The 23,914-nt window shown below is 62.4% G+C and carries 23 protein-coding genes; all 23 read right to left on the bottom strand.

Going from position 1 to position 23,914, the window contains the following annotated elements; translation table 11 throughout:
* Positions 1–29 precede the first annotated feature (29 nt).
* A complete protein-coding gene (locus tag HCI85_RS05840) occupies positions 30–335 on the bottom strand; it encodes an urease subunit beta (RefSeq protein ID WP_167142933.1) in 306 nt (101 codons plus the stop codon).
* A 7-nt stretch (positions 336–342) separates the two neighbouring features.
* A complete protein-coding gene (locus HCI85_RS05835; RefSeq protein WP_167142930.1) occupies positions 343–837 on the bottom strand; it encodes a GNAT family N-acetyltransferase in 495 nt (164 codons plus the stop codon).
* Positions 838–839: 2 nt separating this feature from the next.
* The gene (ureA, locus tag HCI85_RS05830; RefSeq protein ID WP_003317023.1) at positions 840–1,142 is read right to left on the bottom strand and encodes an urease subunit gamma; all 303 of its coding nucleotides are present in this window, start codon (positions 1,140–1,142) and stop codon (positions 840–842) included.
* Positions 1,142–1,975, bottom strand: a complete 834-nt coding sequence (locus HCI85_RS05825; protein ID WP_167142927.1) for an urease accessory protein UreD — start codon at positions 1,973–1,975, stop codon at positions 1,142–1,144. The genes ureA and HCI85_RS05825 overlap by 1 nt, the downstream gene beginning before the upstream one ends.
* The gene (locus tag HCI85_RS05820; RefSeq protein WP_167142924.1) at positions 1,972–2,388 is read right to left on the bottom strand and encodes a hypothetical protein; all 417 of its coding nucleotides are present in this window, start codon (positions 2,386–2,388) and stop codon (positions 1,972–1,974) included. Before HCI85_RS05820 ends, HCI85_RS05825 begins: the two co-directional genes overlap by 4 nt.
* A 63-nt stretch (positions 2,389–2,451) precedes the next feature.
* The gene (urtE, locus tag HCI85_RS05815; RefSeq protein ID WP_090249594.1) at positions 2,452–3,150 is read right to left on the bottom strand and encodes an urea ABC transporter ATP-binding subunit UrtE; all 699 of its coding nucleotides are present in this window, start codon (positions 3,148–3,150) and stop codon (positions 2,452–2,454) included.
* 47 nt (positions 3,151–3,197) lie between these two features.
* Positions 3,198–4,049: an urea ABC transporter ATP-binding protein UrtD gene (gene urtD, locus HCI85_RS05810; RefSeq protein ID WP_167142921.1), complete on the bottom strand. Its 852-nt coding sequence runs from the start codon at positions 4,047–4,049 to the stop codon at positions 3,198–3,200.
* On the bottom strand, positions 4,049–5,074 hold the full coding sequence (gene urtC, locus HCI85_RS05805) for an urea ABC transporter permease subunit UrtC (RefSeq protein ID WP_446730777.1): 1,026 nt from the start codon (positions 5,072–5,074) through the stop codon (positions 4,049–4,051). The genes urtD and urtC overlap by 1 nt, the downstream gene beginning before the upstream one ends.
* 65 nt (positions 5,075–5,139) lie before the next feature.
* On the bottom strand, positions 5,140–6,711 hold the full coding sequence (gene urtB, locus HCI85_RS05800) for an urea ABC transporter permease subunit UrtB (RefSeq protein ID WP_167142914.1): 1,572 nt from the start codon (positions 6,709–6,711) through the stop codon (positions 5,140–5,142).
* A gap of 116 nt (positions 6,712–6,827) precedes the next feature.
* Complete coding sequence (urtA, locus tag HCI85_RS05795; protein ID WP_090249584.1) at positions 6,828–8,093, bottom strand: urea ABC transporter substrate-binding protein; 1,266 nt, start codon at positions 8,091–8,093, stop codon at positions 6,828–6,830.
* A gap of 94 nt (positions 8,094–8,187) precedes the next feature.
* Entirely contained in the window at positions 8,188–8,919 is a 732-nt protein-coding gene (locus tag HCI85_RS05790) for a GntR family transcriptional regulator (protein WP_167142911.1), read from the bottom strand.
* 4 nt (positions 8,920–8,923) lie between these two features.
* Positions 8,924–10,726 carry an allophanate hydrolase gene (gene atzF, locus HCI85_RS05785; RefSeq protein WP_176600616.1) on the bottom strand — a complete coding sequence of 601 codons (1,803 nt, stop codon included), beginning with the start codon at positions 10,724–10,726 and terminating at the stop codon, positions 8,924–8,926.
* Between the two features lie 193 nt (positions 10,727–10,919).
* Positions 10,920–11,516, bottom strand: a complete 597-nt coding sequence (locus HCI85_RS05780) for a MarC family protein (protein WP_090249576.1) — start codon at positions 11,514–11,516, stop codon at positions 10,920–10,922.
* 75 nt (positions 11,517–11,591) lie between these two features.
* Positions 11,592–14,372: a hybrid sensor histidine kinase/response regulator gene (locus HCI85_RS05775; protein WP_206677984.1), complete on the bottom strand. Its 2,781-nt coding sequence runs from the start codon at positions 14,370–14,372 to the stop codon at positions 11,592–11,594.
* Positions 14,373–14,485: 113 nt separating this feature from the next.
* On the bottom strand, positions 14,486–15,775 hold the full coding sequence (gene purD, locus HCI85_RS05770) for a phosphoribosylamine--glycine ligase (RefSeq protein ID WP_167142905.1): 1,290 nt from the start codon (positions 15,773–15,775) through the stop codon (positions 14,486–14,488).
* 120 nt (positions 15,776–15,895) lie between these two features.
* On the bottom strand, positions 15,896–17,503 hold the full coding sequence (gene purH, locus HCI85_RS05765; protein WP_167142903.1) for a bifunctional phosphoribosylaminoimidazolecarboxamide formyltransferase/IMP cyclohydrolase: 1,608 nt from the start codon (positions 17,501–17,503) through the stop codon (positions 15,896–15,898).
* 89 nt (positions 17,504–17,592) lie between these two features.
* Positions 17,593–17,913 (bottom strand): DNA-binding transcriptional regulator Fis, encoded by a 321-nt coding sequence (fis, locus tag HCI85_RS05760; RefSeq protein WP_090249568.1) that lies wholly within the window; start codon positions 17,911–17,913, stop codon positions 17,593–17,595.
* Positions 17,910–18,908 (bottom strand): tRNA dihydrouridine synthase DusB, encoded by a 999-nt coding sequence (dusB, locus tag HCI85_RS05755; RefSeq protein WP_167142900.1) that lies wholly within the window; start codon positions 18,906–18,908, stop codon positions 17,910–17,912. Before dusB ends, fis begins: the two co-directional genes overlap by 4 nt.
* A gap of 179 nt (positions 18,909–19,087) precedes the next feature.
* Entirely contained in the window at positions 19,088–20,431 is a 1,344-nt protein-coding gene (locus HCI85_RS05750) for a DUF3426 domain-containing protein (RefSeq protein ID WP_167142897.1), read from the bottom strand.
* A gap of 74 nt (positions 20,432–20,505) precedes the next feature.
* Positions 20,506–21,384, bottom strand: a complete 879-nt coding sequence (gene prmA, locus HCI85_RS05745) for a 50S ribosomal protein L11 methyltransferase (RefSeq protein WP_167142894.1) — start codon at positions 21,382–21,384, stop codon at positions 20,506–20,508.
* Between the two features lie 145 nt (positions 21,385–21,529).
* Entirely contained in the window at positions 21,530–22,879 is a 1,350-nt protein-coding gene (gene accC, locus HCI85_RS05740) for an acetyl-CoA carboxylase biotin carboxylase subunit (protein ID WP_160085621.1), read from the bottom strand.
* Between the two features lie 17 nt (positions 22,880–22,896).
* Complete coding sequence (gene accB, locus HCI85_RS05735; protein WP_167142891.1) at positions 22,897–23,358, bottom strand: acetyl-CoA carboxylase biotin carboxyl carrier protein; 462 nt, start codon at positions 23,356–23,358, stop codon at positions 22,897–22,899.
* A gap of 22 nt (positions 23,359–23,380) precedes the next feature.
* Positions 23,381–23,830, bottom strand: a complete 450-nt coding sequence (gene aroQ, locus HCI85_RS05730) for a type II 3-dehydroquinate dehydratase (RefSeq protein WP_160085619.1) — start codon at positions 23,828–23,830, stop codon at positions 23,381–23,383.
* Between the last annotated feature and the right edge of the window lie 84 nt (positions 23,831–23,914).

The following is a 23,914-nucleotide window of genomic DNA, read 5'->3' as shown; positions in this document are numbered from 1 at the left end:
AGCGTTTTCCACCCTACGAAAATCGTGGATTAGAGGTCGCCCATCACCCGGCCGGCAAAGCCGAACACGCGACGATGACCGGCGAGGTCGACCAGCTCCACCTCACGGCTCTGCCCCGGTTCGAAACGCACCGCAGTGCCGGCCGGAATATTCAGGCGCATACCGCGCGCGGCGCTGCGGTCAAAGGTCAGCGCGTCATTGGTTTCGAAGAAGTGGTAGTGCGAGCCGACCTGGATGGGCCGGTCGCCGCTGTTGGCCACGCTCAGGCTGATCGTGCGACGGCCGGCATTAAGCTCGATTTCGCCGTCCTGGATCTGGTATTCGCCGGGGATCATCGCTGCTTCACTCCAGGGTCAATTGCATAAAGGTGAGGTCCAGCCAGCGGCCGAACTTGCGGCCGACCTGCGGCATCTGGCCGGTGGTGACGAATCCGAGGCGCTCATGCAGGCGGATCGAGGCGCTGTTGCCGCTCTCGATGGCTGCGACCATCACGTGCAGACCGGCCGCTTGCGCGCGTTCGATCAAGGCGTGCATCAGCGAGGGGCCTAGGCCCTGACCGCGTTGGTCGCTGCGCACATACACCGAGTGTTCCACGGTGTGGCGAAAGCCTTCGATGGCGCGCCAGGTGCCGTAGCTGGCATAGCCGAGCACCTCGCCCGCGTCGCTGTGAGCCACCAACACCGGAAAGCCGGCCGCTGTGCGTTCATTCAGCCAAACCTGGCGGTTGCCCAGGTCGACCAGAGTTTCGTTCCAGATCGCCGTGGTGTGCTGCACGGCATCGTTGTAGATGGCCAGGATGGCAGGCAGGTCGGCGGCAGTAGCGTCTTGAATCATCATGCTTAAGCAATCGGCTGATGGACGGTGACCAACTTGGTGCCGTCGGGGAAGGTGGCTTCCACCTGAATCTCCGGAATCATCTCCGCGATGCCTTCCATCACCTGATCACGGCTCAGCAGAGTGGTGCCGTAGTGCATCAACTCGGCCACGGTTTGGCCGTCGCGCGCGCCTTCCAGCAGCGCGGCGGAGATGTAGGCCATGGCTTCCGGGTAGTTGAGCTTTACCCCACGGGCCAGGCGCCGCTCGGCCACCAGGCCGGCGGTGAAGATCAGCAGTTTGTCTTTTTCTCTCGGTGTCAGGTCCATCAGGTACTCCAGATACGTGGGGGCACTGCGGTGCGGCCGAGCAGGGCCGGGCGCAACAGCTGCCAGAGGGCAATCAGCCAGGCGCGCGCGTGCAAGGCTTCGTCGGCCAGGCAGCGGGCCACCAGCAGGCCGGGTAATTGGGTCAGGTCGCCGCGCACCGGTGTGCTCAGGTTGCGGCAGCGCTCCAGCAGGTCGCTGTCGATTTCACCGCTGATCAGCAGGGTGGCAAACACCGGTTTGCCCGCCAGGCCGATGGGTGAGTCGAGCAGGCCATCGCCACCCACGACGCGCTGGCGTTCGTGCCAGAGCAGCTGGCCGTCGCGGCGGATATTCAGCTGCGCTTGAAAGTGGCCGGTGTCGAAGCGTTCACCACTGGCCGGGCGGCCGAGGGCAACGATGTCCCAGTAGAGCAGCTTGGCATCGCCGTGCAGGTCGATCTCGGTGGTCAGTTCCGCCTGAGCAGCGGCGTAGACGATGGTTTCCTGCGGCAGCCATTCCAGGGTGGCGCCGGCTTCTACGCGCAGTTTCAGGCTCTGGTAAGCCGGGCCAGCGGCGCGGTACCACTTGGCTGCGCCGGGACTGGTCAATTGCGCCCAAGCGTTGCTGCCGACCGTGGCCGAAATGTCCAGGCGATCACCGCCAGCGATGCCGCCGGGCGGGTGGACGATGATGTGTTGGCACACCTCGGGCCCTTCGGCGTACAGGTGCTTCTGCACCCGCAGCGGGCCTTTATGGCGGCGCAAGGTCGGCCGCGTGCAATCGCCATCGCGGCCATAGCCCAGCTCCAGCTCGGCGTGCCAGCTGGGCGTGAAGACGGCGGCGGGAGCGTTCATGCGCTCACCCGGTTGCGCCGTTGACGCCAGGCTTGCACGGCGGAGTAAACACACAGCAGAACCAGGCCCAAGCTGACCGCCAACCACCATTGCAAGTGCATGCCGTAGTAGGGCGGTGCATGCAGCGCACCTTGCAGCCAGAGCAGCGCCAGGCCGATGGCCAGGAGGCAGGCGCACAGCGCGCGGCCCCAGGAGCGGCAGTAGGAGCGCGGACGCAGTAGCGCCAGCAGCAGGCCGCATTCGGCCAAGGCGATGGCGCAGAAAATCAGCACTGGTTTCAGCGGGTAGGGCAGTTCGCTGCCGGCGGGTAGGGCGCGCAGCATCCAGTAGTCCGGCTGGCTGCCGGCCCAGATCAGCAGGGCGATACCCGTCAGTGCGGTGACCGGGAGCAGAGCGTGACGCAGGGCAAACATCGGGGCCTCGAATCCGTGGGCGAAAGCCTGATTATGCGCAAAGTAAAGGGCCAGCGTCGCCATTCAGATTGCGACCAGTCCGCGCACGCCGTCGGCTTCCATGGTTTCGCCACGGCCCTGCTGGACGATTTCGCCACGGCTCATCACCAGGTACTGATCGGCCAGTTCGGCGGCAAAGTCATAGAACTGCTCGACCAGCAGGATGGCCATGTCACCGCGTTCGGCGAGCTTTTTGATGACCAAACCGATCTCCTTGATCACTGAGGGCTGGATGCCTTCGGTGGGTTCATCGAGGATCAGCAAGCGCGGCTTGCTCGCCAGCGCGCGGCCGATGGCCAGCTGTTGCTGCTGGCCGCCGGAAAGGTCGCCGCCGCGGCGTTGCTTCATCTCGCGCAGCACTGGGAACAGCTCATAGATAAATTCCGGCACCACCTTGGCGTCGCTGCCGGGAAAACGTGACAGGCCCATCAGCAGGTTTTCTTCCACGGTCAAGCGGCCGAAGATTTCCCGGCCCTGGGGTACGTAGGCAATGCCGGCGTGCACGCGCTGGTGCGGCTTGAAGGCGGTGATGGGCTGGCCTTCCCACTTCACCGCGCCTTCTTTGGCCGGGATCAGGCCCATCAGGCATTTCAGCAGGGTGGTCTTGCCCACGCCATTACGGCCGAGCAGGCAGGTGACTTCGCCGACCTTCACGTCGAACGACAGGCCACGGAGGATATGGCTGCCGCCGTAGTACTGATGCAGTTGCTCAACTTGCAGCATGTTCAGGCTCTCAATTCTGTGGAGTTTGGACGGTCGTGATCGCGGCGTTAGCGGCCCAGATAAACCTCAATCACTCGTTCATCGGCCTGTACCTGCTCCAGCGAGCCTTCGGCCAGTACGCTGCCCTGGTGCAGCACGGTGACGTGGTCGGCAATGCTGCCGACAAAGCCCATGTCGTGTTCCACCACCATCAGCGAATGTTTGCGCGCGAGCGACTTGAACAGCTCGGCGGTGAACTCGGTTTCAGCGTCGGTCATGCCCGCCACCGGTTCATCCAGCAGCAACAGTTGCGGGTCCTGCACCAGCAGCATGCCGATCTCCAGAAACTGCTTTTGGCCATGCGACAGCAGCCCGGCCGGGCGCTGGCGCGAAGCGTCGAGCTTGATGGTCTGCAGCACCTCGTCGATGCGGTCTTTCTGCTCGCCAGTCAATTTGGCGCGCAGGCTGGCCCACACCGACTTGTTGGTTTTCTGCGCCAGTTCGAGGTTCTCGAACACGCTCAGCGCTTCGAACACCGTCGGCTTCTGGAACTTTCGGCCGATGCCGGACTGGGCGATTTCCACCTCGCTCATCTGGGTCAGGTCGAGTGTTTCGCCGAAGTAAGCGACGCCGTTGTCCGGGCGGGTCTTGCCGGTGATCACGTCCATCATGGTGGTCTTGCCGGCGCCGTTGGGGCCGATGATGCAGCGCAGTTCACCGACGCCGATGTACAGCGTCAGGTTGGTCAGTGCCTTGAAACCATCGAAGCTGACGTTGATGTCTTCCAGGGTCAGGATAGTGCCGTGGCGCACATTCAGACCCTTGGTGGCCAGGGCGCTGGCACCGATTGGGTCACGGCCGCTGCCGGACGGGTCATAGGCAGGTTCGAGCATAAATTCGGGGACCGGAGTGGCGCGCATTATTGCTCTCCCTTTTTACGCAGCAGGCCAATCACGCCTTTGGGTAAGAACAAGGTCACGACGATAAACAGAAAGCCCAGGGCGAACAGCCAGTACTCGGGGAAGGCCACGGTGAACCAGCTCTTCATGCCGTTGACCAAGCCGGCACCGAGCAGCGGACCGATCAGCGTGCCGCGCCCACCGAGGGCGACCCAGACGGCCGCTTCGATGGAGTTGGTCGGCGACATTTCGCTGGGGTTGATGATGCCCACTTGCGGTACATACAACGCGCCGGCCAGGCCGCAGAGCACGGCGCTGAGCACCCAGATAAACAGTTTGTAGCCGCGCGGGTCGTAGCCGCAGAACATCAGTCGGTTTTCCGCATCACGCAGCGCGGTGAGCACGCGGCCGAACTTGCTGCGCGCAAGCCGCCAGCCCAGATACAAGCTGGCCACGAGTAGAACGACGGTGGCGAGGAACAGCACTGCGCGGGTATGAGCCGAGGTGATGTCGAAGCCGAGGATGGTGCGGAAGTTGGTAAAGCCGTTGTTGCCGCCAAAGCCGGTTTCATTACGGAAGAACAGCAGCATGCCGGCAAAGGTCAGCGCCTGGGTCATGATCGAGAAGTACACGCCTTTGATCCGCGAGCGGAAGGCGAAGAAGCCGAACACCAGCGCGAGCAAACCCGGCGCTAACACCACCAGGCACAGGGCCCAGAGGAAGTTGCTGGTGCCGTACCAGTACCAGGGCAACTCGGTCCAGGCGAGGAAGCTCATAAAGGCCGGCAAGCCGTCGCCGGCCGCTTCACGCATCAGGTACATGCCCATGGCGTAACCGCCGAGGGCGAAGAACAGGCCGTGGCCGAGTGACAGCAGGCCGGCGTAACCCCAGACCAGATCGAGCGCCAGGGCGACGATGCAGTAGCAGAGGATTTTGCCGACCAGGGTCAGGCTGTAGGCCGAGACATGCAGGGCGTTGTCCGCCGGCAGCAGGTGCAGCAGCGGCATGGCCAGCAGCACGGCGAGTACCAGCAGGCCGATCGCCATGGAGGCTTGCGGACCGAGTTTGGCGCTGACGCGCGCCAGCAACGTTTGATTCATGGGCATACTCATCAGTCGATCACCCGTCCTTTCAAAGCAAACAGACCTTGCGGGCGTTTCTGAATAAACAGAATGATCAGCGCGAGGATAAGGATCTTGCCGAGCACGGCACCGATCTGCGGTTCAAGAATCTTGTTTGCGATGCCCAGCCCGAAGGCCGCCATCACGCTACCGGCCAGTTGACCGACGCCGCCGAGTACCACCACCAGGAACGAGTCGATGATGTAGCTCTGGCCCAGGTCGGGGCCGACGTTACCGATCTGGCTCAGGGCAACACCGCCGAGGCCGGCGATACCGGAGCCCAAACCGAACGCCAGCATGTCCACCCGGCCGGTCGGCACGCCGCAGCAGGCCGCCATATTGCGGTTCTGCGTCACGGCACGCACGTTAAGACCCAGGCGGGTCTTGTTCAGCAGCAGCCAGGTCAGCACCACCACGAACAGGGCGAAGCCGATGATTACGATGCGGTTGTACGGCAGCACCAGATTCGGCAACACCTGAATGCCGCCGGACAGCCAGTAGGGGTTGGCCACTTCAACGTTCTGCGCGCCGAAGATCACCCGCACCAGCTGGATCAGAATCAGGCTGATGCCCCAGGTGGCCAGCAGGGTTTCCAGCGGGCGGCCGTAGAGGTGGCGAATCACCGTGCGTTCCAGCGCCATGCCGATGGCGGCGGTGACGAAGAACGCCACCGGCAGCGCCACCAGCGGGTAGAGCGCCAGGGCTTCCGGGGCGAAACGTTGGAACAGCACCTGCACCATGTAGGTGGAGTAGGCGCCGAGCATCAGCATCTCGCCGTGGGCCATGTTGATCACGCCGAGCAGGCCGAAGGTGATGGCCAGGCCGAGTGCGGCCAGCAGTAGGATCGAACCGAGCGACAGGCCGCTAAAGGCTTGGCCAAGCAGCTCACCGATCAGCAGCTTGCGTTTGACCTGGGCCAGGCTGGTTTCGGCGGCGGTGCGTACCGTAGGGTCACTTTCCACGGCCGGGTCGAGTAGGGTTTCCAGGCGGGTGCGAGCCAGCGGGTCGCCGGTTTCACCGAGCAGGCGCACGGCAGCCAGGCGCACGGCCAGGTCGCTATCGACCAGTTGCAGGTTGGCCAGGGCCAGGGTCAGGGCATCGCGCACGGCATCATCGGTTTCGCTGGCCACCTGGGCGTTAAGCAGTTGCAGCTGCGCCGGCTTGGCGCTCTTCTGCAGTTGTTGGGCAGCGGCCAGGCGCAGCGCCGGGTCATCAACCAGCAGCTGGTGGCTGGCCACCGCAGTGGCGATCAGGCCGCGCAGGCGGTTGTTCAGGCGCAGCTTCTTTGGCGTGTCGAGGGGCTGTGCTTCACCTTCGGCCGCCTGGTAGTTGCCGGCGGTTTCGATAAAGGCGGTTTTGGCGCTGTCAGCAGCGACGCGGCCTTGTTGCAGGGCTTCGAGCAGCGGCAGGCGAGTAGCTTCGGGCGCGGCGGACCAGCGTTCGAGCAGGCTGGCCTGCTTGGCCGGGTTGGCGGTGACGAAGTCCTGGGCGTCACCGGCGTGCGCGGCCAGGGGCAGCAGCAACAGCAGGCTCAGCAGAATTCGGGTAACGGCAGTGGGCATAGGGCAGTCCTTTGGGAGTACCAGCCGCCGCGTGGGCACGGCGGCTGGTAAGCCTTGGCCCGGAGGCGATCCGGGCAGGGCGTTCCCGGATGTCATCCGGGCTTACTGGCAGGTGCTTAGTTCGACTTGACCGCGTAATCCGGCTTCTTGTCGTTGCCTTCGATGAACGGGCTCCATGGCTGGGCGCGGACCGGGCTGCTGGTTTCCCAGACCACGGAGAACTGCCCGTCTTCCTGGATTTCACCGATCATCACTGGCTTGTGCAGGTGGTGGTTGGTCTTGTCCATGGTCAGGGTGTAGCCGCTTGGTGCAGCGAAGGTCTGGCCGTAGAGCGCCTCACGAACCTTGTCGACCTCGGTGGTGCCAGCTTTCTCGACCGCTTGCGCCCACATATTGATACCGACGTAGGTGGCTTCCATCGGGTCGTTGGTCACGGCCTTGTCGGCGCCTGGCAGGTTCTTGGCTTTGGCGTAGGCCTTCCACTTGGCGACAAACTCGGTGTTGACCGGGTTCTCTACCGACTGGAAGTAGTTCCACGCGGCCAGGTGGCCGACCAGTGGCTTGGTGTCGATGCCGCGCAGTTCTTCTTCACCTACGGAGAAGGCCACGACGGGGACGTCGGTGGCTTCCAGGCCCTGGTTGGCCAGTTCCTTGTAGAACGGCACGTTGGAGTCGCCGTTGACGGTGGAGATCACTGCAGTTTTACCACCAGCGGAGAACTTCTTGATGTTGGCGACGATGGTTTGATAGTCGCTGTGGCCGAACGGGGTGTAGACCTCTTCGATGTCTTTCTCAGCCACGCCTTTGCTGATCAGGAAGGCGCGCAGGATCTTGTTGGTGGTGCGCGGGTAGACGTAGTCGGTGCCGAGCAGGAAGTAGCGCTTGGCCGCGCCGCCGTCTTCGCTCATCAGGTACTCGACCGCTGGAATAGCCTGCTGGTTTGGCGCGGCGCCGGTGTAGAAGACGTTCGGCGACATTTCTTCGCCTTCGTATTGCACGGGGTAGAACAGCAGGCCGTTGAGTTCTTCAAATACTGGCAGCACGGATTTGCGCGACACGCTGGTCCAGCAGCCGAACACCACGTCGACTTTGTCCTGGGTCAGCAGCTGGCGGCCTTTCTCGGCGAACAGCGGCCAGTTCGAGGCCGGGTCAACCACTACGGCTTCCAGTTGTTTGCCATTCACGCCACCCTTGGCGTTGATCTCGTCGATGGTCATCAACGCCATGTCTTTCAGCGACGTTTCCGAAATGGCCATGGTGCCGGACAGCGAGTGCAGGATGCCGACCTTGATGGTCTCGGCGGCTTGCACGGTCCAGGTCATGCCCATGGCGGCGATGGACGCGGTGAGGGTAAAGGCCTTGATCAGGTTGCGACGTTGCATGGTGCGATCTCCATTCACGAACTTAAGTGTTTGAGCTGCTGGTTTTTAGTTGTTTGTCTGGCAGTTGAAACAGGGCGGGCCCTGGGTCTTCACTTCAGGTCTTCACCTCTGGTGCCGGCATGGTGCGCTGACGCGCGCTGTGCAGCATGTGCAGGGTGATCTTGCGCACTTCGGCCTTGCTGACCTCTATATGGGTCTTGAGCAATAGCTGTGCCTCTTCGCATCGCCGCGACAAAATTGCCGCGAGAATTTCGCCATGTTCGTCATAAGTGGCCGCCACACGCGGGCTCTGGGTGAAGTCCAAGCGCCTGATAATGCGGATTTTCTCGCTCACCTCGGCGTGCAGGCGGGCCATCTCGCGGTTGCCGGCGGCTTCCAGCAACTGGCAGTGAAATCGCTCATCCAGGCGCGAGACTTCGCGGCCGTCCTGTAAACGCTGCTCGGGTTGCACCAGCCAGGTGCGTTGAAGTTGCACCAGTGCGTCGCTGTGCTCGTCTTGGGGGCGTTCGCACAACCGCCGCACGGCTTCCAGTTCGAGGACGATGCGTACTTCATACAGCTCCTCGAAATGCGCGAAGTCGAACGGCATCACCTGCCAGCCACTGCGGAAATACACTTGCAGGTAGCCTTCGCGCTGCAGGCGGTACAGCGCCTGGCGCACCGGGGTGCGGCTGGCGGCCACGCGCTCGGCGATCTCGCCTTCGGAGAAGCGATCACCGGGCAGCAGGCGGAACTCGAAGATGTCGTCCTTGAGCTGCAGGTAGATGCGCTCGGCGAGGTTGTCCGGGCGTTCCTTATTACTGCTGGCGGCGCCGCTCAGTTGCATTGCGTCAGCCCTGCTGCTGGCTGGCGATAAACGCGCGCCAGCCACCGAAGCTGGTGATATCGCGCGCGCCATCTAGCGCATAGGGTTCGCAGATAAAGCCTTTGACCCAGCGACCATCGGCCAGCTGCAGATTGCCGATACCCAGCGGTGCGGGAATCTCCGCGACAAATTCGCCGAAGCGTGACTGGGGGATATCCCACAACTCGACAATGATTGCCGCGCCATCGGCGGCCACTCGCGCCAGCCCCGGTTTCGGCGGCACAGTGCCGGGCAGGGCATACAGGCGATACGTGGCGGCGCTGGTGGTTTGCTCGACCAGCACGGCGTCGCGGCTGGTGAGTTGGAAGTTCAGCGGCATACCGGCCAGGTGTGCGCCGACTACGGCGACGCGCACGCTGCCGGGGGCTGGCGTGCTGCTCAGCGCCTGCTCGGGCAATGCTTTACCCGTGGCGCCCAACGGCAGCTTGAGCGCTTGCTGCCAGCGCTGGCCAAAGGCAGCCAGGGCCAGGTCGTGCCAGGCTGGAGCGATCAGGGTGATACCGGCGGGCAGACCGTCGGCACGCATACCGGCGGGTATCGCCAGAGCCGACAGGTCGGCGAGGTTGGTGAAGTTGGTGTAGGTGCCGAACTGGCTGTTAAACAGCACCGGCTCTGCGTCCATCTCGGCCAGGCTGCGAAGGGTCGGCGAGGTTGGTACAACCAGGGCATCGAAGCCGGCCAGCACGTCATTGATCGTCCGGCTCAGTGCGGCGCGAGTGTATTCGGCCTTGTAGGCATCGCAGGCGCTGTATTTATGGCTGTTTTCGACGATACCGCGCACCACCGGGTTGATATGTTCCGGGTCGACGCCTTCGAGCGCCACAGTGCGTTCGGCGACCCAGCTGCCGTAATACAGCTGCTCGGCCAGTTGCTGGAAGGGCGTGAAATCGATTTCCACCAGATCAGCGCCCAGTTCGCGCAGTGTGCCCAGGGCTTGCTCAAACACCGCCTGGTTCTGCCTATCGCCAAAGAACTCGGGGTTGCTTGGCACTGCCAGGCGCGGCTTGGCCGGCATGCCGACCTTGGCGCTATTGGGATTCTTGCGGCTGTAAGGGTCAGCTGCGTCATAGCCGCCGGCGATCTGCGCCACGCTCAGGGCATCGCTGACGCTCAGGGCAAAGACCGAGATGCAATCGAGGGTCTTGCAGGCCGGCACCAGTCCGCTATTGGACAGCCAGCCCTTGCTCGGCTTGAGCCCGACGATGTTGTTGAAGCCCGCTGGAACACGGCCGGAGCCGGCGGTGTCGGTGCCCAGCGAGAATGGCACCAAGCCGCGCGCTACCACGCTGGCTGAGCCGGAACTGGAGCCGCCGCTGACGTAGTCCGGATTAAAGCTGTTACACACCGCGCCATACGGCGAACGGGTGCCGACCAGGCCGGTGGCGAATTGGTCGAGGTTGGTTTTGCCGATCAGGATGGCACCGGCGGCGCGCAGCTTGGCCACCGCCGTGGCGTCGACTGCAGCGATGTAGGCGAACGCCGGGCAGGCAGCGGTGGTGGGCCAGCCGGCAGCGTCGATATTGTCTTTGATGGCGAAGGGCACGCCGTACAGCGGCAGCTTGCTCAGCTCGCCGTTGGCGGCGTCGAGTAGCGCTGACAATCCATCGAGTTGGGCATCGAGCTGCGCTTCGCTGGCCAGGGTGATCCAGGCATTATCCTCTGTGCTCAGCTCGAGGCGCAGGCTATGCAGCAGCTCGGCGGGTGATTGGCCGTCGCGGTAGGTCTGTTGCCAGTCGGCGAGGGTGAAGGCGATCGGGGCGTTGGACATGCGCTGATATTCCATCTTGTATCCAAGTGATGGAGTGGTCAGAGCAAGCCCAGTGCCAGGTTTGCCAAGTTGATCTATTTCAATGCGTTAGCCGCGTATTGCGGCTTTTTAGAGGGCTGCGCAGAACGGTCGGTGCACCGCAGCGGGGCCGATTGCCAGCTTGTGGTGCAGCCCAAAGCGCATCCGGGCGGGGTCAGAGGGCGAGGTAGTTCTTCACCCCGGTAAAGATGATCTGCGCGGCCAGGGCGCAGACAAACAGACCCATTAGGCGGCTGACGATCTGCAGGCCCTGATCGCCGAGCAGGCGCTCAAACTGGTTGGACATATACAGCACCACACCCACCGTGAGGCTGGCCAGGGCGATGCCCAGCACGGCCACGGCTTTATCGCCCCAATCCGGTTGGCTAGCGCCCATCAGCAGCAGCGCACCGATGGTGCCAGGGCCGACGGTGAGCGGGATGGTCAGCGGCACGATGGTCACGTCCTGCTGTACGTTGTCGCTCTGCACCGCCGATTTGCCCTGGGCCATGCCGAGGGCCGAGATAAACAGCACGCTGCCGGCACCGATGCGGAAGGCGTCGATGGTGATGCCGAACAGGGTAAAGATGTGTTTGCCGAACAGGTACAGCAGCACGCTGGCGATCAGCACGCCGAGGGCGACTTTCCAGGCCAGGCGCTTGCGCTCCTTGACCGTGTAGCCACGGCTCAGGCCGATAAAACACGACAGCACGAAGAACGGGCTATAGAGCACCAGCAGTTTCAAATACAGGCTGAACAGCGCGGACGCCATGGAAAGGACTCGTCTCGATAAAGAAGGGTGGCAGGGTAAGAGTGTAGAGGCCGCCAGGCAATCCCGGCCTTATCCTCAGGAAGGCAGGGCGTCGCGTTGGCGGCGTATTTCCCGTTCGGCGACCCAGTGTTCGATCAGCTCGCGCAGTTGCGACATTTCCACCGGCTTGGACATATGCCCGTCCATGCCAACCTGGCGGGCGCGTTCTTTGTGCTCATTGAGGATGTGCGCGGTGAGTGCTACCACCGGGGTGCGTGTGCGCTGTTCGGCGGCTTCCCAGGCGCGCAGCTGCTCGGTGGCGGAGAAACCGTCGAGTACCGGCATCTCACAATCCATCAGCACCAGGTCGTATTGCTTAGTTTTCATCGCGCTGAGGGCTTCTTCGCCGTTGCTGGCAGTGTCGGGTTGCAGGTTGAGCTTGCCGAGCATGCCGCGGATCACCTTGGTGGAGATGGTGTTGTCCTCGGCCACCAGAATGCGGAAGTCATTGGGCACGTTCAGCGGCGCGCTAACCGGCGTTGGGCTGAACATCGGTGAATCGCCCTTGCCGCGTTGCGCCAGTTCATCGGCCAGGGTGGTTTTCAGGGTATAGCCGGCCACCGGCTTGGCCAGGATGCGTTTGATCCCGGCGTTGCGCGCGATGATCTTGCTCGGCGCATTGCTGATGCCGGTGAGCATGATCACCAGAATGTCGTGATTGAGGTTGGCGTCTTCCTTGATCCGCGCGGCCAGCTGCATGCCTGTCATGCCGGGCATGTCCTGATCGAGCAGCACCGCATCGAAGTATTCACGCAGGTGCGCCTTGGTGCGCAGTAGAGCCATGGCTTCCTTGCCCGACGGTACGGCGCTGACCTGCATGCCCCAGGCGCTGCATTGTTGCACCAGCACCTTGCGGCAAGTGTCGTTGTCGTCCACCACCAGCAGGCGCGCGCCCTGCAGCGAGGCGTCGAGATCGGCGGTGGGCTGCTCCAGGCGCGCGGCGTCCAGTGGCAGGGTCAGCCATAGGGTCGAGCCCTGGCTGCCGCCGCTCTGGATGCCGAATTCGCCTTCCATCAAGCGCACCAGCTGGCGGGCGATGATCAGGCCGAGGCGGCCGCCGATTTTGGTGGCGGCAAGGAAGTCCTTGCTGTGCAGTTCGGCATTCAGCAGCGCGTCGCGCTCGCTGGCATCCAGCGGTTTGCCACTGTCCTGTACGGCAATGCGCAGGCGCGGTTGCTCGGTGTTGGTGTCGAGTGCGACCACCAGAAGGATTTCACCTTCGTCGGTCTGTTTGAAGGCATTGTCCAGCAGGCTCAGCAGGGTCTGGCGCAGGCGCGTGGGGTCGCCGCTGATCACCCGTGGCACCTGCGGCTGCATAAAGCTGATCAGCTCGACTTTCTGCTGCTCGGCCTTGGCGCGGAAGATATCCAGGCAGTCTTCGATCAGTGCATTAAGGTCGAACTGCACGTCATCCAGCTCGATCTGCCCGGATTCGAGCTTGGAGATGTCGAGGATTTCGTTGATCAGGGTGAGCAGCTCGTTGCCCGAGCTGTGGATGGTCTGTACGTAGTCGCGTTGCTTGGCGGACAGTGGCGTGCCTAGCAGTAGTTCGGTCATGCCCAGCACGCCATTCATCGGCGTACGGATTTCGTGGCTGATCTTGGCGAGAAATTCCGCCTTGGCTTTCAATTCGGCGGAGCTGGCGGCGAGGGCGCGGCTGGTGCTGAACTGGTCCTGCATGATGCGTCGCTGTCGCTCGCTCAAGGCCATGCTGAGGATAAAACCGCTGACGGCGGTGGTGGCGAGCAGGCCGTAAGCGATCCACTCACTCTGTACCGCCCAGTAACCGAACAGGATTGGCAGGGCGCAGATAAAGGCTGCACAAAAAAGTAGCACCGCCAGGCTGAACAGCCGTGCCGGCTGGTAGCCATGGCGCCAGTGCGTCAATGCAACCATGAGGATGCTCAGGCCGGCGACGGCATTGAGCAGGTATACCAGCTGATTGAACTGCAAATTGGTTGCCACCAGCAGGGCCACGCAGACCAGGCTGATCACCACCACTTCGCCGGTGAGCAGGTGGTTCAGCGGCGTGCTCGGACAGACCTTGTGGAAAAAACTGGCGGTAAAGCACAGGGCGCAGAGTGCGGCCAGCAGCATCGACAGATTGGCAATCTGCGGTTGCAGGCTTTGCCATTCGCTGAGCCAGGGCGTGCTGATCCCCAGCAGGCTGACCACAGCGACCAGCTGGCAGACCTGGGTGGCCGCCAGCCACAGGCCGCTCACAGCACGCGTGTAGGCAAAGCGCACAAGGTTATAGGCCACCAGCATGCCCAGGCAGCCGAGCAGTAAGCCAAACATCAATGGGCGCTTGTCATCGGCGATCATCGCCTGCGCACTTTGCAGGGTAATGCTGGGGCGCAGCGAATGTTCTGAGGCCAGGCGCAGGTAGATATCCAGTGGCTGCTCAGCACTTGGCAGCGGCAAGAGGAAGTCGCGGCTGGCCAGGGGGCGGCTGGAAAATGGCAGGTTACTACCGGTGTGCGCCTGCTCGATCAGCGTATCGCCCTGAAGCACGTACAGGTCGAGATAGGCCAGATAGGGCGCGAACACCCGCAGCATCTGCGCATCAGTGTTGTCTGGCATGCGGTGATGCAGCCACAGCGCACTGTTGCCGCCAGGGGTGTAAAGCTGGGTGAGGTCGGTTGAGCGGAACTGCGCCTGGCGCTCGGGGCTGCGTACATCATTGAATTGCAGCTCAGCGCTCGGGTCGGTGAGGCTTGACCAGGATGCCTGCGCATCTGCCTGAGCTGACGCTACAGTAAGCGCCATCAGCAGCGTGCTGAGTAGCAGGTAGGTGGCAATCCTCAGCCGGCGCACAGTGAAGTCCCTTCAAAAATAAGTGCTTGGATTATAGCCAAGCTGTTCGCGAGGGAAATATGACAAAGGTGGCCAATTGGCCACCTTTGTCGTGTTTTACCCTTTATTTACCTTCATTTTTCCCCGCGTTCGCGGGCGATGGCGCGGTAACCGATGTCGTTGCGGTAGAAACTGCCGTTCCAGCGGATTTTCTCAGCCAGGCGATAGGCCTGCTGCTGAGCTTCTTCAACCGTACGACCGATGGCGGTGGCGCAGAGTACGCGGCCACCTGCGGTGACGATCTGGCCGTCCTTCAGAGCGGTGCCCGCATGGAACACTTTGCCTTCCAATTGCGCGGCAGCATCCAGACCTTCGATCACATCGCCCTTGGCGTAATCGGCCGGATAACCACCGGCAGCGATCACCACACCCACGGTCGGACGTGGGTCCCAGGTGGCTTCGACCTTGTCCAGCGCCTTGGCCAGTGCGGCTTCGACCAGCAGCACCAGGGAAGACTCCAGGCGGCACATGATCGGCTGGGTTTCCGGGTCGCCGAAGCGGCAGTTGAACTCAATGACCTTGGGCTTGCCGGCCTTGTCGATCATCAACCCGGCGTAGAGGAAACCGGTGTAGACGTTGCCTTCGCTGGCCATGCCGCGCACGGTTGGGTAGATCACTTCGTCCATCACCCGCTGGTGCACATTGGCGGTGACCACAGGGGCTGGCGAGTAAGCGCCCATGCCGCCGGTGTTCGGGCCGGTGTCGGCGTCGCCGACGCGCTTGTGGTCCTGGCTGGTGGCCATTGGCAGCACGTTCTCGCCGTCGACCATGACAATGAACGAAGCCTCTTCACCGTCCAGAAACTCTTCAATGACCACGCGCGAACCCGCGTCACCGAAAGCGTTGCCAGCGAGCATGTCGCGTACGGCGTCCTCGGCTTCAGCCAGGGTCATGGCGACGATCACGCCTTTGCCCGCAGCCAGGCCGTCAGCCTTGATCACGATCGGCGCGCCGACTTTTTGCAGGTAGGCCAGGGCCGGCTCGACTTCGGTGAAGTTCTGGTAGTCGGCCGTTGGGATGTTCTGGCGTGCCAGGAAATCCTTGGTAAAGGCCTTGGAACCTTCCAGCTGCGCAGCGGCGGCGGTGGGGCCGAAGATATCCAGCTTGCGCGAACGGAACAGATCGACCACGCCTTTAACCAGCGGCGCTTCCGGGCCGACGATGGTCAGCTGCACGTTCTTCTCGGCAAAATCAGCAAGCTGCTCGATGGCCAGCACGTCGATGTTGACGTTTTCGCACTTGGGTTCAACGGCGGTGCCGGCGTTGCCGGGAGCGACGAAGACTTTAGTGACGCGGGTGTCCTGCGCCACTTTCCAGGCCAGGGCGTGTTCACGACCGCCGCTGCCGATGATCAATACGTTCATGTTGCTCTCCCAATGGAGGCGGGCGTTGAGCCCGTTCGGTGGATAAACAAGGCGTTATCCACCCTACGAAATCAGGTGCTGCGTAGGGTGGATGGCCGCAGCCATCCACCGTTCCATCAATCAGTGACGGAAATGACGCATGCCGGTGAACACCATGGCAATCCCGGCTTCGTCGGCAGCCGCGATTACTTCGTTGTCACGCATCGAACCACCCGGCTGGATCACCGCAGTGATGCCATTGGCAGCAGCGTTATCCAAGCCGTCGCGGAACGGGAAGAAGGCATCGGAGGCCATTACCGAACCGGCAACCTGCAGGCCGGCGTGCTCAGCCTTGATGGCGGCGATACGGGCGGAGTTGACGCGGCTCATCTGGCCGGCGCCGACACCGATAGTCTGGCGGCCCTTGGCATAGACGATGGCGTTGGATTTAACGAACTTGGCCACTTTCCAGGCGAAGATCAGGTCGTGAATTTCCTGCTCGCTCGGTGCACGCTTGGTGACGATCTTCAGGTCTTCGGCCTTGATCATGCCGATGTCGCGGCTCTGCACCAGCAGGCCACCGTTGACGCGTTTGAAGTCCCAGCCAGCGCTGCGCTCGGCCGGCCATTCGCCGCATTCCAGCAGGCGTACGTTGGCTTTGGCGGCGACTACGGCGCGAGCCTCTGCGCTGATTTTCGGGGCGATGATCACTTCTACGAACTGGCGCTCGACGATGGCCTGGGCGGTGGCGCCGTCCAGCTCACGGTTGAAGGCGATGATGCCGCCGAAGGCCGACTCGGTGTCAGTGGCGTAGGCCAGCTCGTAGGCTTGGCGGATGCCGCCTTCGCTGTCCAGAGCCACGGCCACGCCACACGGGTTGGCATGCTTGACGATTACGCAGGCCGGTTTGACGAAGCTCTTCACGCATTCCAGCGCGGCGTCGGTGTCGGCCACGTTGTTGAACGACAGTTCCTTGCCTTGCAGCTGAATGGCGCTGGCCACGCTGGCTTCACCCTTCTGCGCTTCGACGTAGAACGCCGCGCTCTGGTGCGGGTTCTCGCCGTAGCGCATTTCCTGAGCCTTGATGAACTGGCTGTTGAAGGTGCGCGGGAAGGCGCCGCGCTCTTCGGTGCTCAGGGTGTCGCGGCTCTGGTCGATGGTGCCCAGGTAGTTGGCGATCATGCCGTCGTAGGCAGCGGTGTGCTCGAAGGCTTTCAGGGCCAGGTCGAAGCGCTGGGCGTAGCTCAGGCCGCCGGCTTTCATCGACTCGATGATGCCGGTGTAGTCACCTGCGTTGACCACGATGGCCACGTCTTTGTGGTTCTTGGCAGCGGAGCGGACCATGGTTGGGCCGCCGATGTCGATGTTTTCGATGGCGTCGGCCAGGTCACAGCCCGGCTTGGCCACGGTGGCCGCGAAGGGGTAGAGGTTGACCGCGACCAGGTCGATTGGCTTGATGCCGTGTTCGTCCATCACTGCGCCGTCAATGGCGCGACGGCCGAGGATGCCACCGTGGATCTTCGGGTGCAGGGTCTTGACGCGACCGTCCATCATTTCCGGGAAACCGGTGTAGTCGGCCACTTCCACAGCAGCGATGCCGTTGTCCTTGAGCAGCTTGTAAGTGCCGCCGGTGGAGAGGATTTCCACATTCAGGGCTACGAGCTCGCGGGCAAACTCGAGGATGCCGGTCTTGTCGGAAACACTGATCAAGGCACGGCGAACGGGGAGGCGGGTGGTCTGGTCGGTCATTTCAGAATCCATCAGAGCAGAAGTATTGGCAAAGGCGTTATCAGCAAAAAAGGCGGCTCATGTGGGCCGCCCTTTTCGGGAGTTCGGGGTTACAGCAGGTCGTATTGCTTGAGCTTCTTGCGCAGGGTGCCGCGATTCAGGCCGAGCAGCTCGGAGGCCTTGGTCTGGTTGCCCTTGACGTAGTTCATCACGGTTTCCAGCAGCGGCGCTTCCACTTCGGTGAGCACCAGGTTGTAAACGTCACTGACGTCTGCGCCCTCAAGATGGGCGAAATAATTGTGCAGAGCCTTCTCAACGCTGCCGCGCAGGGTTTGCCCCTCTTCGCTTGGCGTATTGAGATGCTGCTTCAAGCTGCTGTTGTCACTCACGGGAGCCATTCCACTTCCTAAAGTCTCAGTCAACATCGTCATGCGGCCACCCCTTCTCCATTGTTATTACGCTCGCTGAAGAACTCGCGAACGTTGGTGCACTGCGCGTCCGTACTGTCCAGACGATTGAATTGGGCGCGAAACTCCCTGGCGCCCGGCAAGGTTGCGAGATACCAACTGACATGCTTGCGGGCAATGCGAACGCCCATTACATCGCCGTAGAAGGCGTGCAGTGCAGCCAGATGTTCAAGCAGAATGCGTTCCACTTCGAGCAGGCTGGGTGCCGGGAGCTGTTCACCGGTACGCAGGTAGTGCTCGATCTCACGGAATATCCACGGCCGGCCCTGAGCCGCGCGACCGATCAACAGGCCATCAGCGCCGGTGGCGGCCAGTACGGCTTTGGCTTTCTGCGGCGAATCGATATCGCCATTGGCCAGCACCGGAATCGACACCGCCTGCTTGATCGCGGCAATGGTGTCGTACTCGGCTTCGCCCATATACAGGTCGGCGCGGGTGCGGCCATGCACGGCCAGCGCGACAATGCCGGCGTCTTCGGCGATTTTCGCCACGCTGATGCCGTTCTTGTTCTCGCGGTCCCAGCCGGTGCGGATCTTCAGGGTCACCGGCACATCTACGGCGGCGACCACGGCCTGAAGAATCTCGCGAACTAACACTTCGTCTTTCAATAGGGCAGAACCGGCGGCCTTGTTGCAGACCTTCTTGGCCGGGCAGCCCATATTGATGTCGATGATCTGCGCGCCCATTTCCACGTTGCGCCGCGCCGCTTCGGCGAGCATTTCGGGATCACCGCCGGCGATCTGTACCGAGCGGGGCTCGGGATCACCGCTGTGGATCATGCGCAAGCTCGACTTGCGGGTGTTCCACAGGCGCACATCGCTGGTGACCATTTCCGACACCACCAGACCCGCACCCATACGCTTGCACAGCTGGCGAAACGGCTGGTCAGTGACGCCCGCCATGGGGGCGAGGATCAGCGAATTTGGCAATGTATAGGGGCCGATGCGTAGCGCCGACATAGGGCTTCCCTGCTCAAGAGACCTGCTGTTGAACAAATAGGAGAGTGCGAAAAAGGGTGGGCATGATACCCGCTCTGGATGACCGGAGAAAGGCTGTTTTGAACAAATTCTGAACAGCTCTGGGCTTATCGCGAAGGGTTTGGTTGCGGCGGATTCTCAAGCAATCCGCTGCGTGCAGGCTATTCCGGCGAGTGGAAGCTCAGGCTGTAGTTCACTGCTTGGGTGCCTGGGTCGAGGATGTCCAGGGAGATGTGAATAGGTGTCTGCGGCGGCATTTCCGCGTTACCGGCCAGCTCGCCAGCGAGGTATTCGCTGGGCTTGAAACGGCGGCTGGCGAGCAGTTGGCCGTTGATGTCGGCAAAGCGCATTTCCAGCAGCGGGAAGGGCTGGGAGAACGCCGCGCGGTTGTAGAGGATGGCGTCGACCACCAGGGCGCCGCTGAATTCCGGGTGGCTGCGCACCACCAAGTTGCTGCTCTTGACCTGGGTGATGTCGACCTTGGATGGCAGCTGGCAACCGACCGCCGGGCAGAGTTGCTCGAACCAGGGGCGGTATTGATCCTGGCGGGCCAACTCATTGAAGTGGTACATCACGTACTGCCCGGCCAGCGCGGCAGCGCCGAGAAAATTCAGCAGGCCCCAGCCAGTCCAGCGGCCCCAGGGCTTCTTCGGCTGCTGCCAGTCCAGTTGCAGTGGCTCGTCATCCAGCTCGAACAGGTGCTCGTCACGCAGTTCGGGCTCGCTGCGCGCGGCCTTTTTCGGCGCCGCTACGGTGGGTTCTTCATCGGCCGGGCTGTCTGCCCGCGCGCCAAAGGGCTCGCGCTCGGCATGCAGCTCAATGTGCTCGATTTCCGGCTCGGGGTGGCGCCGGTCAAGGGCGTTGAGGCCGAGCGGTGGCTCGTCATCGGGCTCGCTGATCGGAGCTGGCGCTGCGGGTGCCGGCGGCGGAGTCGGCCGAGCAGGTGGTGGCAGCGGCTGAGGTTTGACGCTCAGGCTGGTGGCTGGCTTGCTCAGCTCATCCTGCAGCAGGGCTTCGGCCCAGCGCTCGTCGTGCGGGTCGTGCTCTATTGGCTCGGGTGCCAGAAAGCTTTCGCTGTATTTTGGTGCGCTATCAATCGCCAGAAACTGCTTGGACAGCTGCTGCTCCTGGGCTTCGAGCTTGGCCAGCTCTTCATCCAGATCAAGGCTGTCGAGGTCCAGGTCGTCATGAATCCACAGCGTGTCGCTAGCTTTGCTGCTGGCTGGCGCCGCCGGTATTGCGGGCGTGGCGCTGGGCATAACCGGGCGTGGCGCGGGCGGCACGGGTGGTTTGCTCGGCTGTGGAGTCGCTGTTGGCGTTGGCGCAGCTACTGGCACGGCGGGGGGCGGCAGTTGCTGGCCCTGTTCACGCAGCTGTTGCGCGGCATTGAACACATGCAGGCAGGCTCCGCAGCGCACGGCACCATGGGCGGCACCCAGCTGCGTGAGGTTCACGCGAAAGCTGGTGCGGCAATGGGGGCACTGGGTGACGAAGCTCTGGGTCATGCGGCGATCCGGCTAAACGAGGCGGCTAGTCTAACGCAAGTGCTTGGCAATGCAGCACTTGCGCACTGGGGCGGTTAGCGGCGTACGCCGCTAATACGCACCCAGCCGTCCTTATCGGCGGTCGGGTCGAGGACAAAGGCGTCGTTATAAGCGGCGCGCACCTCTTCGGCCTGCTCGGCAAGGATGCCCGACAGCGCCAGGCGCCCGCCGGGCTTGACCAAACGGGTGATCTGCGGCGCCAACGCCACCAGTGGGCCGGCGAGGATATTGGCGACCACCACGTCGGCTGGCTGTTGCGGCATCTCGTCTGGCAGGTAGAGCGGGAAGCGCGCCGGGTCGATGTTGTTGCGTCCGGCGTTATCGCGCGAGGCTTCGATGGCCTGGATGTCGATATCAGTGCCCACCGCTTGCGGCGCGCCGAGCAGCAGGGCGGCAATTGCCAGGATGCCCGAGCCGCAACCGAAGTCGATCACGCTGCAATCCTGCAGGTTCTGGCCGTCCAGCCATTCCAGGCACAATGCGGTAGTCGGGTGTGTGCCAGTGCCGAAGGCCAGGCCCGGATCGAGCAGCAGGTTGACCGCATCCGGCTCCGGCGCCGCGTGCCAGCTCGGCACGATCCACAGGCGCTGGCCGAAACGCATCGGCTGGAAACCGTCCATCCAGCTGCGTTCCCAGTCCTGATCGGCGATCACTTCGGCCTGGTGCTCGGGCAATTCGGCGCCGGTCAGCAGCTGCAGGTGGGCAAATACCGCGTTGGCGTCGGTGTCGGCTTCGAAGAGAGCGAGCAGGTGGGTGTGTGACCACAGTGGCGTGGTGCCCAGGTCCGGCTCGAAGATCGGCTGGTCTTCGGCGTCCATAAAGGTCACCGAGACGGCGCCGACTTCCAGCAACGCATCTTCGTAGGTTTCCGCCTGCTCCGGGGTAATGGCGAGACGGACTTGTAACCAGGGCATGGCAAACCTCGTGAACGTTGTGGCGGGATGGCGCAAATTGGCGCGCAGCTTACTTGAAGCGGTGGGGCGGCTGCCACCGCTTGCGGTCGGCAGAAACGACAAGGGCCGCCGAATGGCAGCCCTTGTCTGTGCGCTACGCCGAAGCTTAGTGCTTATCCATACCCAGCTTTTTCTCTAGGTAGTGGATATTCACGCCGCCTTTGCAGAAACCTTTGTCACGGACCAGGTCGCGGTGCAGGGGCACGTTGGTCTTGATGCCGTCGACGACGATCTCATCCAGCGCGTTGCGCATGCGGGCCAGGGCCTCGTCGCGGGTGGCACCGTAGGTGATCAGCTTGCCGATCAGCGAGTCATAGTGCGGCGGTACTGTGTAGCCGCTGTACAGATGCGAATCGACCCGTACGCCATTGCCGCCTGGGGCGTGGAAGTGCTTGACCTTGCCAGGGCAGGGCATGAAGTTGTCCGGGTCTTCGGCGTTGATTCGGCATTCCAGCGAATGGCCGCGAATTACCACGTCACTTTGCTTGAACGACAGCTTGTTGCCAGCGGCGATGCTGAGCATCTCCTTGACGATGTCGATGCCGGTGACCATTTCCGAAACCGGATGCTCAACCTGTACGCGGGTGTTCATCTCGATAAAGTAGAAATGACCATCTTCGTAGAGGAACTCGAAGGTACCAGCGCCGCGGTAGCCGATCTCGATGCAGGCATCGACGCAGCGTTGCAGCACTTCGGCGCGGGCTTTTTCATCAATGCCCGGTGCCGGCGCTTCTTCCAGAACCTTCTGGTGGCGGCGCTGCAACGAGCAGTCGCGGTCACCCAGGTGGATGGCGTTACCCTGGCCGTCGGAGATCACCTGGACTTCCACGTGACGTGGGTTGCCGAGGAACTTCTCCAGATAGACCATCGGGTTGCCAAACACCGAACCCGCTTCGCTGCGGGTCAGCTTGGCCGATTTGATCAGGTCTTCTTCCTTGTACACCACGCGCATGCCGCGACCACCGCCGCCGCCAGCGGCCTTGATGATCACCGGGTAACCGACTTCGCGAGCAATCTGCAGGGCAGTTTCCTCGTCTTCCGGCAGTGGGCCGTCAGAGCCAGGTACAACTGGTACGCCGGCGCGCTTCATGGCGTCCTTGGCCGACACCTTGTCGCCCATCAGGCGAATGGTCTCGGCTTTCGGGCCGATAAAGGCGAAACCGGAGTTTTCCACCTGTTCGGCGAAATCAGCGTTTTCCGCGAGGAAGCCGTAGCCGGGGTGGATGGCGGTGGCGCCGGTGACTTCAGCTGCGCTGATGATCGCCGGAATATTCAAATAGGACAGCGCGCCAGAGGCTGGGCCGATGCACACCGACTCGTCGGCCAGGCCCAGGTGCATCAGTTCGCGGTCAGCGGTGGAGTGCACCGCGACGGTCTTGATGCCCAGCTCTTTACAGGCGCGCAAGACGCGCAGGGCGATCTCGCCGCGGTTGGCGATCAGAACTTTTTCCAACATCGCTGGCTCTCCGTGGATCAAACGATGGTGAACAGAGGCTGGTCGTATTCCACCGGCTGACCGTTCTCTCCCAGGATGGATTCGATCACGCCGCTGGTTTCGGCCTCGATGTGGTTCATCATCTTCATCGCTTCAACGATGCAGAGAATGTCGCCTTTCTTCACGCTCTGGCCGACTTCTACGAAGTTGGCTGACGTTGGGCCGGATGCGCGGTAGAAGGTGCCGACCATTGGCGAGCGCACTACGGTGCCATTCAGCTTGGCGGCAACCGGGGCTGCTGCTTCAGTGGCGACCGGTGCTGCAGCAACCGGAGCAGCTGCAGGCGCAGGGGCCTGAGCGTACATCGGCTGTTGCATAAAGGCTGGCTGCTTGCTGTGACGACTGATCCGCACGGACTCTTCGCCTTCGCGAATCTCCAGCTCGTCGATACCGGATTCTTCCAGCAGCTCGATCAGTTTTTTGACTTTACGAATATCCATAGTGGTTCAACTCCCGGTGAGGTCAGGGGCGCTTAAGTTCAAGTTGTTCTAGTGCAGCCTCCAGGGCCAGTCGATAACCGCTGGCGCCAAGGCCGCAGATCACTCCCACCGCGACATCTGAAAAGTAGGAGTGATGGCGGAAAGCTTCGCGTTTGTGCACGTTGGACAAATGCACTTCGATGAATGGGATGCTCACCGCCAGCAATGCGTCACGTAATGCGACGCTGGTATGAGTAAAAGCGGCAGGATTGATCAGGATAAAGTCGACACCTTCGCCTTTTGCGGCGTGAATACGGTCAATCAGCTCGTACTCGGCATTGCTCTGCAGGTACAGCAGATGGTGGCCTGCCTCACGCGCGCGGCGCTCCAGGTCGAGGTTGATCTGCTCCAGGGTGACGGCGCCGTAAACCCCTGGCTCGCGTGTGCCGAGCAGGTTGAGGTTGGGGCCGTGCAGTACCAATAAGGTCGCCATGATCCTTAATCCTTGTTTTTCTACTGGGCAGGACTATGCCGCGGCAGCGCGGGGCTGTCCAGTTCTCAGCAATAGTCGACACGA

The organism is Pseudomonas sp. OTU750018, assembly GCF_011636575.1.
Taxonomy (GTDB): domain Bacteria; phylum Pseudomonadota; class Gammaproteobacteria; order Pseudomonadales; family Pseudomonadaceae; genus Aquipseudomonas; species Aquipseudomonas peli.
Note: the sequence above shows the minus strand (reverse complement) of the source record. Positions and strands in the feature narration are given on the sequence as shown.

What these genes read in the sequence shown, in the direction of transcription:
- HCI85_RS05840 (WP_167142933.1), bottom strand. Translation starts at nt 335, where the DNA reads ATGATCCCCGGCGAATACCAGATCCAGGACGGCGAAATCGAGCTTAAT.
- HCI85_RS05835 (WP_167142930.1), bottom strand. Translation starts at nt 837, where the DNA reads ATGATGATTCAAGACGCTACTGCCGCCGACCTGCCTGCCATCCTGGCC.
- ureA (WP_003317023.1), bottom strand. Translation starts at nt 1,142, where the DNA reads ATGGACCTGACACCGAGAGAAAAAGACAAACTGCTGATCTTCACCGCC.
- HCI85_RS05825 (WP_167142927.1), bottom strand. Translation starts at nt 1,975, where the DNA reads ATGAACGCTCCCGCCGCCGTCTTCACGCCCAGCTGGCACGCCGAGCTG.
- HCI85_RS05820 (WP_167142924.1), bottom strand. Translation starts at nt 2,388, where the DNA reads ATGTTTGCCCTGCGTCACGCTCTGCTCCCGGTCACCGCACTGACGGGT.
- urtE (WP_090249594.1), bottom strand. Translation starts at nt 3,150, where the DNA reads ATGCTGCAAGTTGAGCAACTGCATCAGTACTACGGCGGCAGCCATATC.
- urtD (WP_167142921.1), bottom strand. Translation starts at nt 4,049, where the DNA reads ATGCGCGCCACTCCGGTCCCCGAATTTATGCTCGAACCTGCCTATGAC.
- urtC (WP_446730777.1), bottom strand. Translation starts at nt 5,074, where the DNA reads ATGGCGATCGGCCTGCTGGTACTCGCCGTGCTGCTGGCCATGCCGCTG.
- urtB (WP_167142914.1), bottom strand. Translation starts at nt 6,711, where the DNA reads ATGCCCACTGCCGTTACCCGAATTCTGCTGAGCCTGCTGTTGCTGCTG.
- urtA (WP_090249584.1), bottom strand. Translation starts at nt 8,093, where the DNA reads ATGCAACGTCGCAACCTGATCAAGGCCTTTACCCTCACCGCGTCCATC.
- HCI85_RS05790 (WP_167142911.1), bottom strand. Translation starts at nt 8,919, where the DNA reads ATGCAACTGAGCGGCGCCGCCAGCAGTAATAAGGAACGCCCGGACAAC.
- atzF (WP_176600616.1), bottom strand. Translation starts at nt 10,726, where the DNA reads ATGTCCAACGCCCCGATCGCCTTCACCCTCGCCGACTGGCAACAGACC.
- HCI85_RS05780 (WP_090249576.1), bottom strand. Translation starts at nt 11,516, where the DNA reads ATGGCGTCCGCGCTGTTCAGCCTGTATTTGAAACTGCTGGTGCTCTAT.
- purD (WP_167142905.1), bottom strand. Translation starts at nt 15,775, where the DNA reads ATGAACGTATTGATCATCGGCAGCGGCGGTCGTGAACACGCCCTGGCC.
- purH (WP_167142903.1), bottom strand. Translation starts at nt 17,503, where the DNA reads ATGACCGACCAGACCACCCGCCTCCCCGTTCGCCGTGCCTTGATCAGT.
- fis (WP_090249568.1), bottom strand. Translation starts at nt 17,913, where the DNA reads ATGACGATGTTGACTGAGACTTTAGGAAGTGGAATGGCTCCCGTGAGT.
- dusB (WP_167142900.1), bottom strand. Translation starts at nt 18,908, where the DNA reads ATGTCGGCGCTACGCATCGGCCCCTATACATTGCCAAATTCGCTGATC.
- HCI85_RS05750 (WP_167142897.1), bottom strand. Translation starts at nt 20,431, where the DNA reads ATGACCCAGAGCTTCGTCACCCAGTGCCCCCATTGCCGCACCAGCTTT.
- prmA (WP_167142894.1), bottom strand. Translation starts at nt 21,384, where the DNA reads ATGCCCTGGTTACAAGTCCGTCTCGCCATTACCCCGGAGCAGGCGGAA.
- accC (WP_160085621.1), bottom strand. Translation starts at nt 22,879, where the DNA reads ATGTTGGAAAAAGTTCTGATCGCCAACCGCGGCGAGATCGCCCTGCGC.
- accB (WP_167142891.1), bottom strand. Translation starts at nt 23,358, where the DNA reads ATGGATATTCGTAAAGTCAAAAAACTGATCGAGCTGCTGGAAGAATCC.
- aroQ (WP_160085619.1), bottom strand. Translation starts at nt 23,830, where the DNA reads ATGGCGACCTTATTGGTACTGCACGGCCCCAACCTCAACCTGCTCGGC.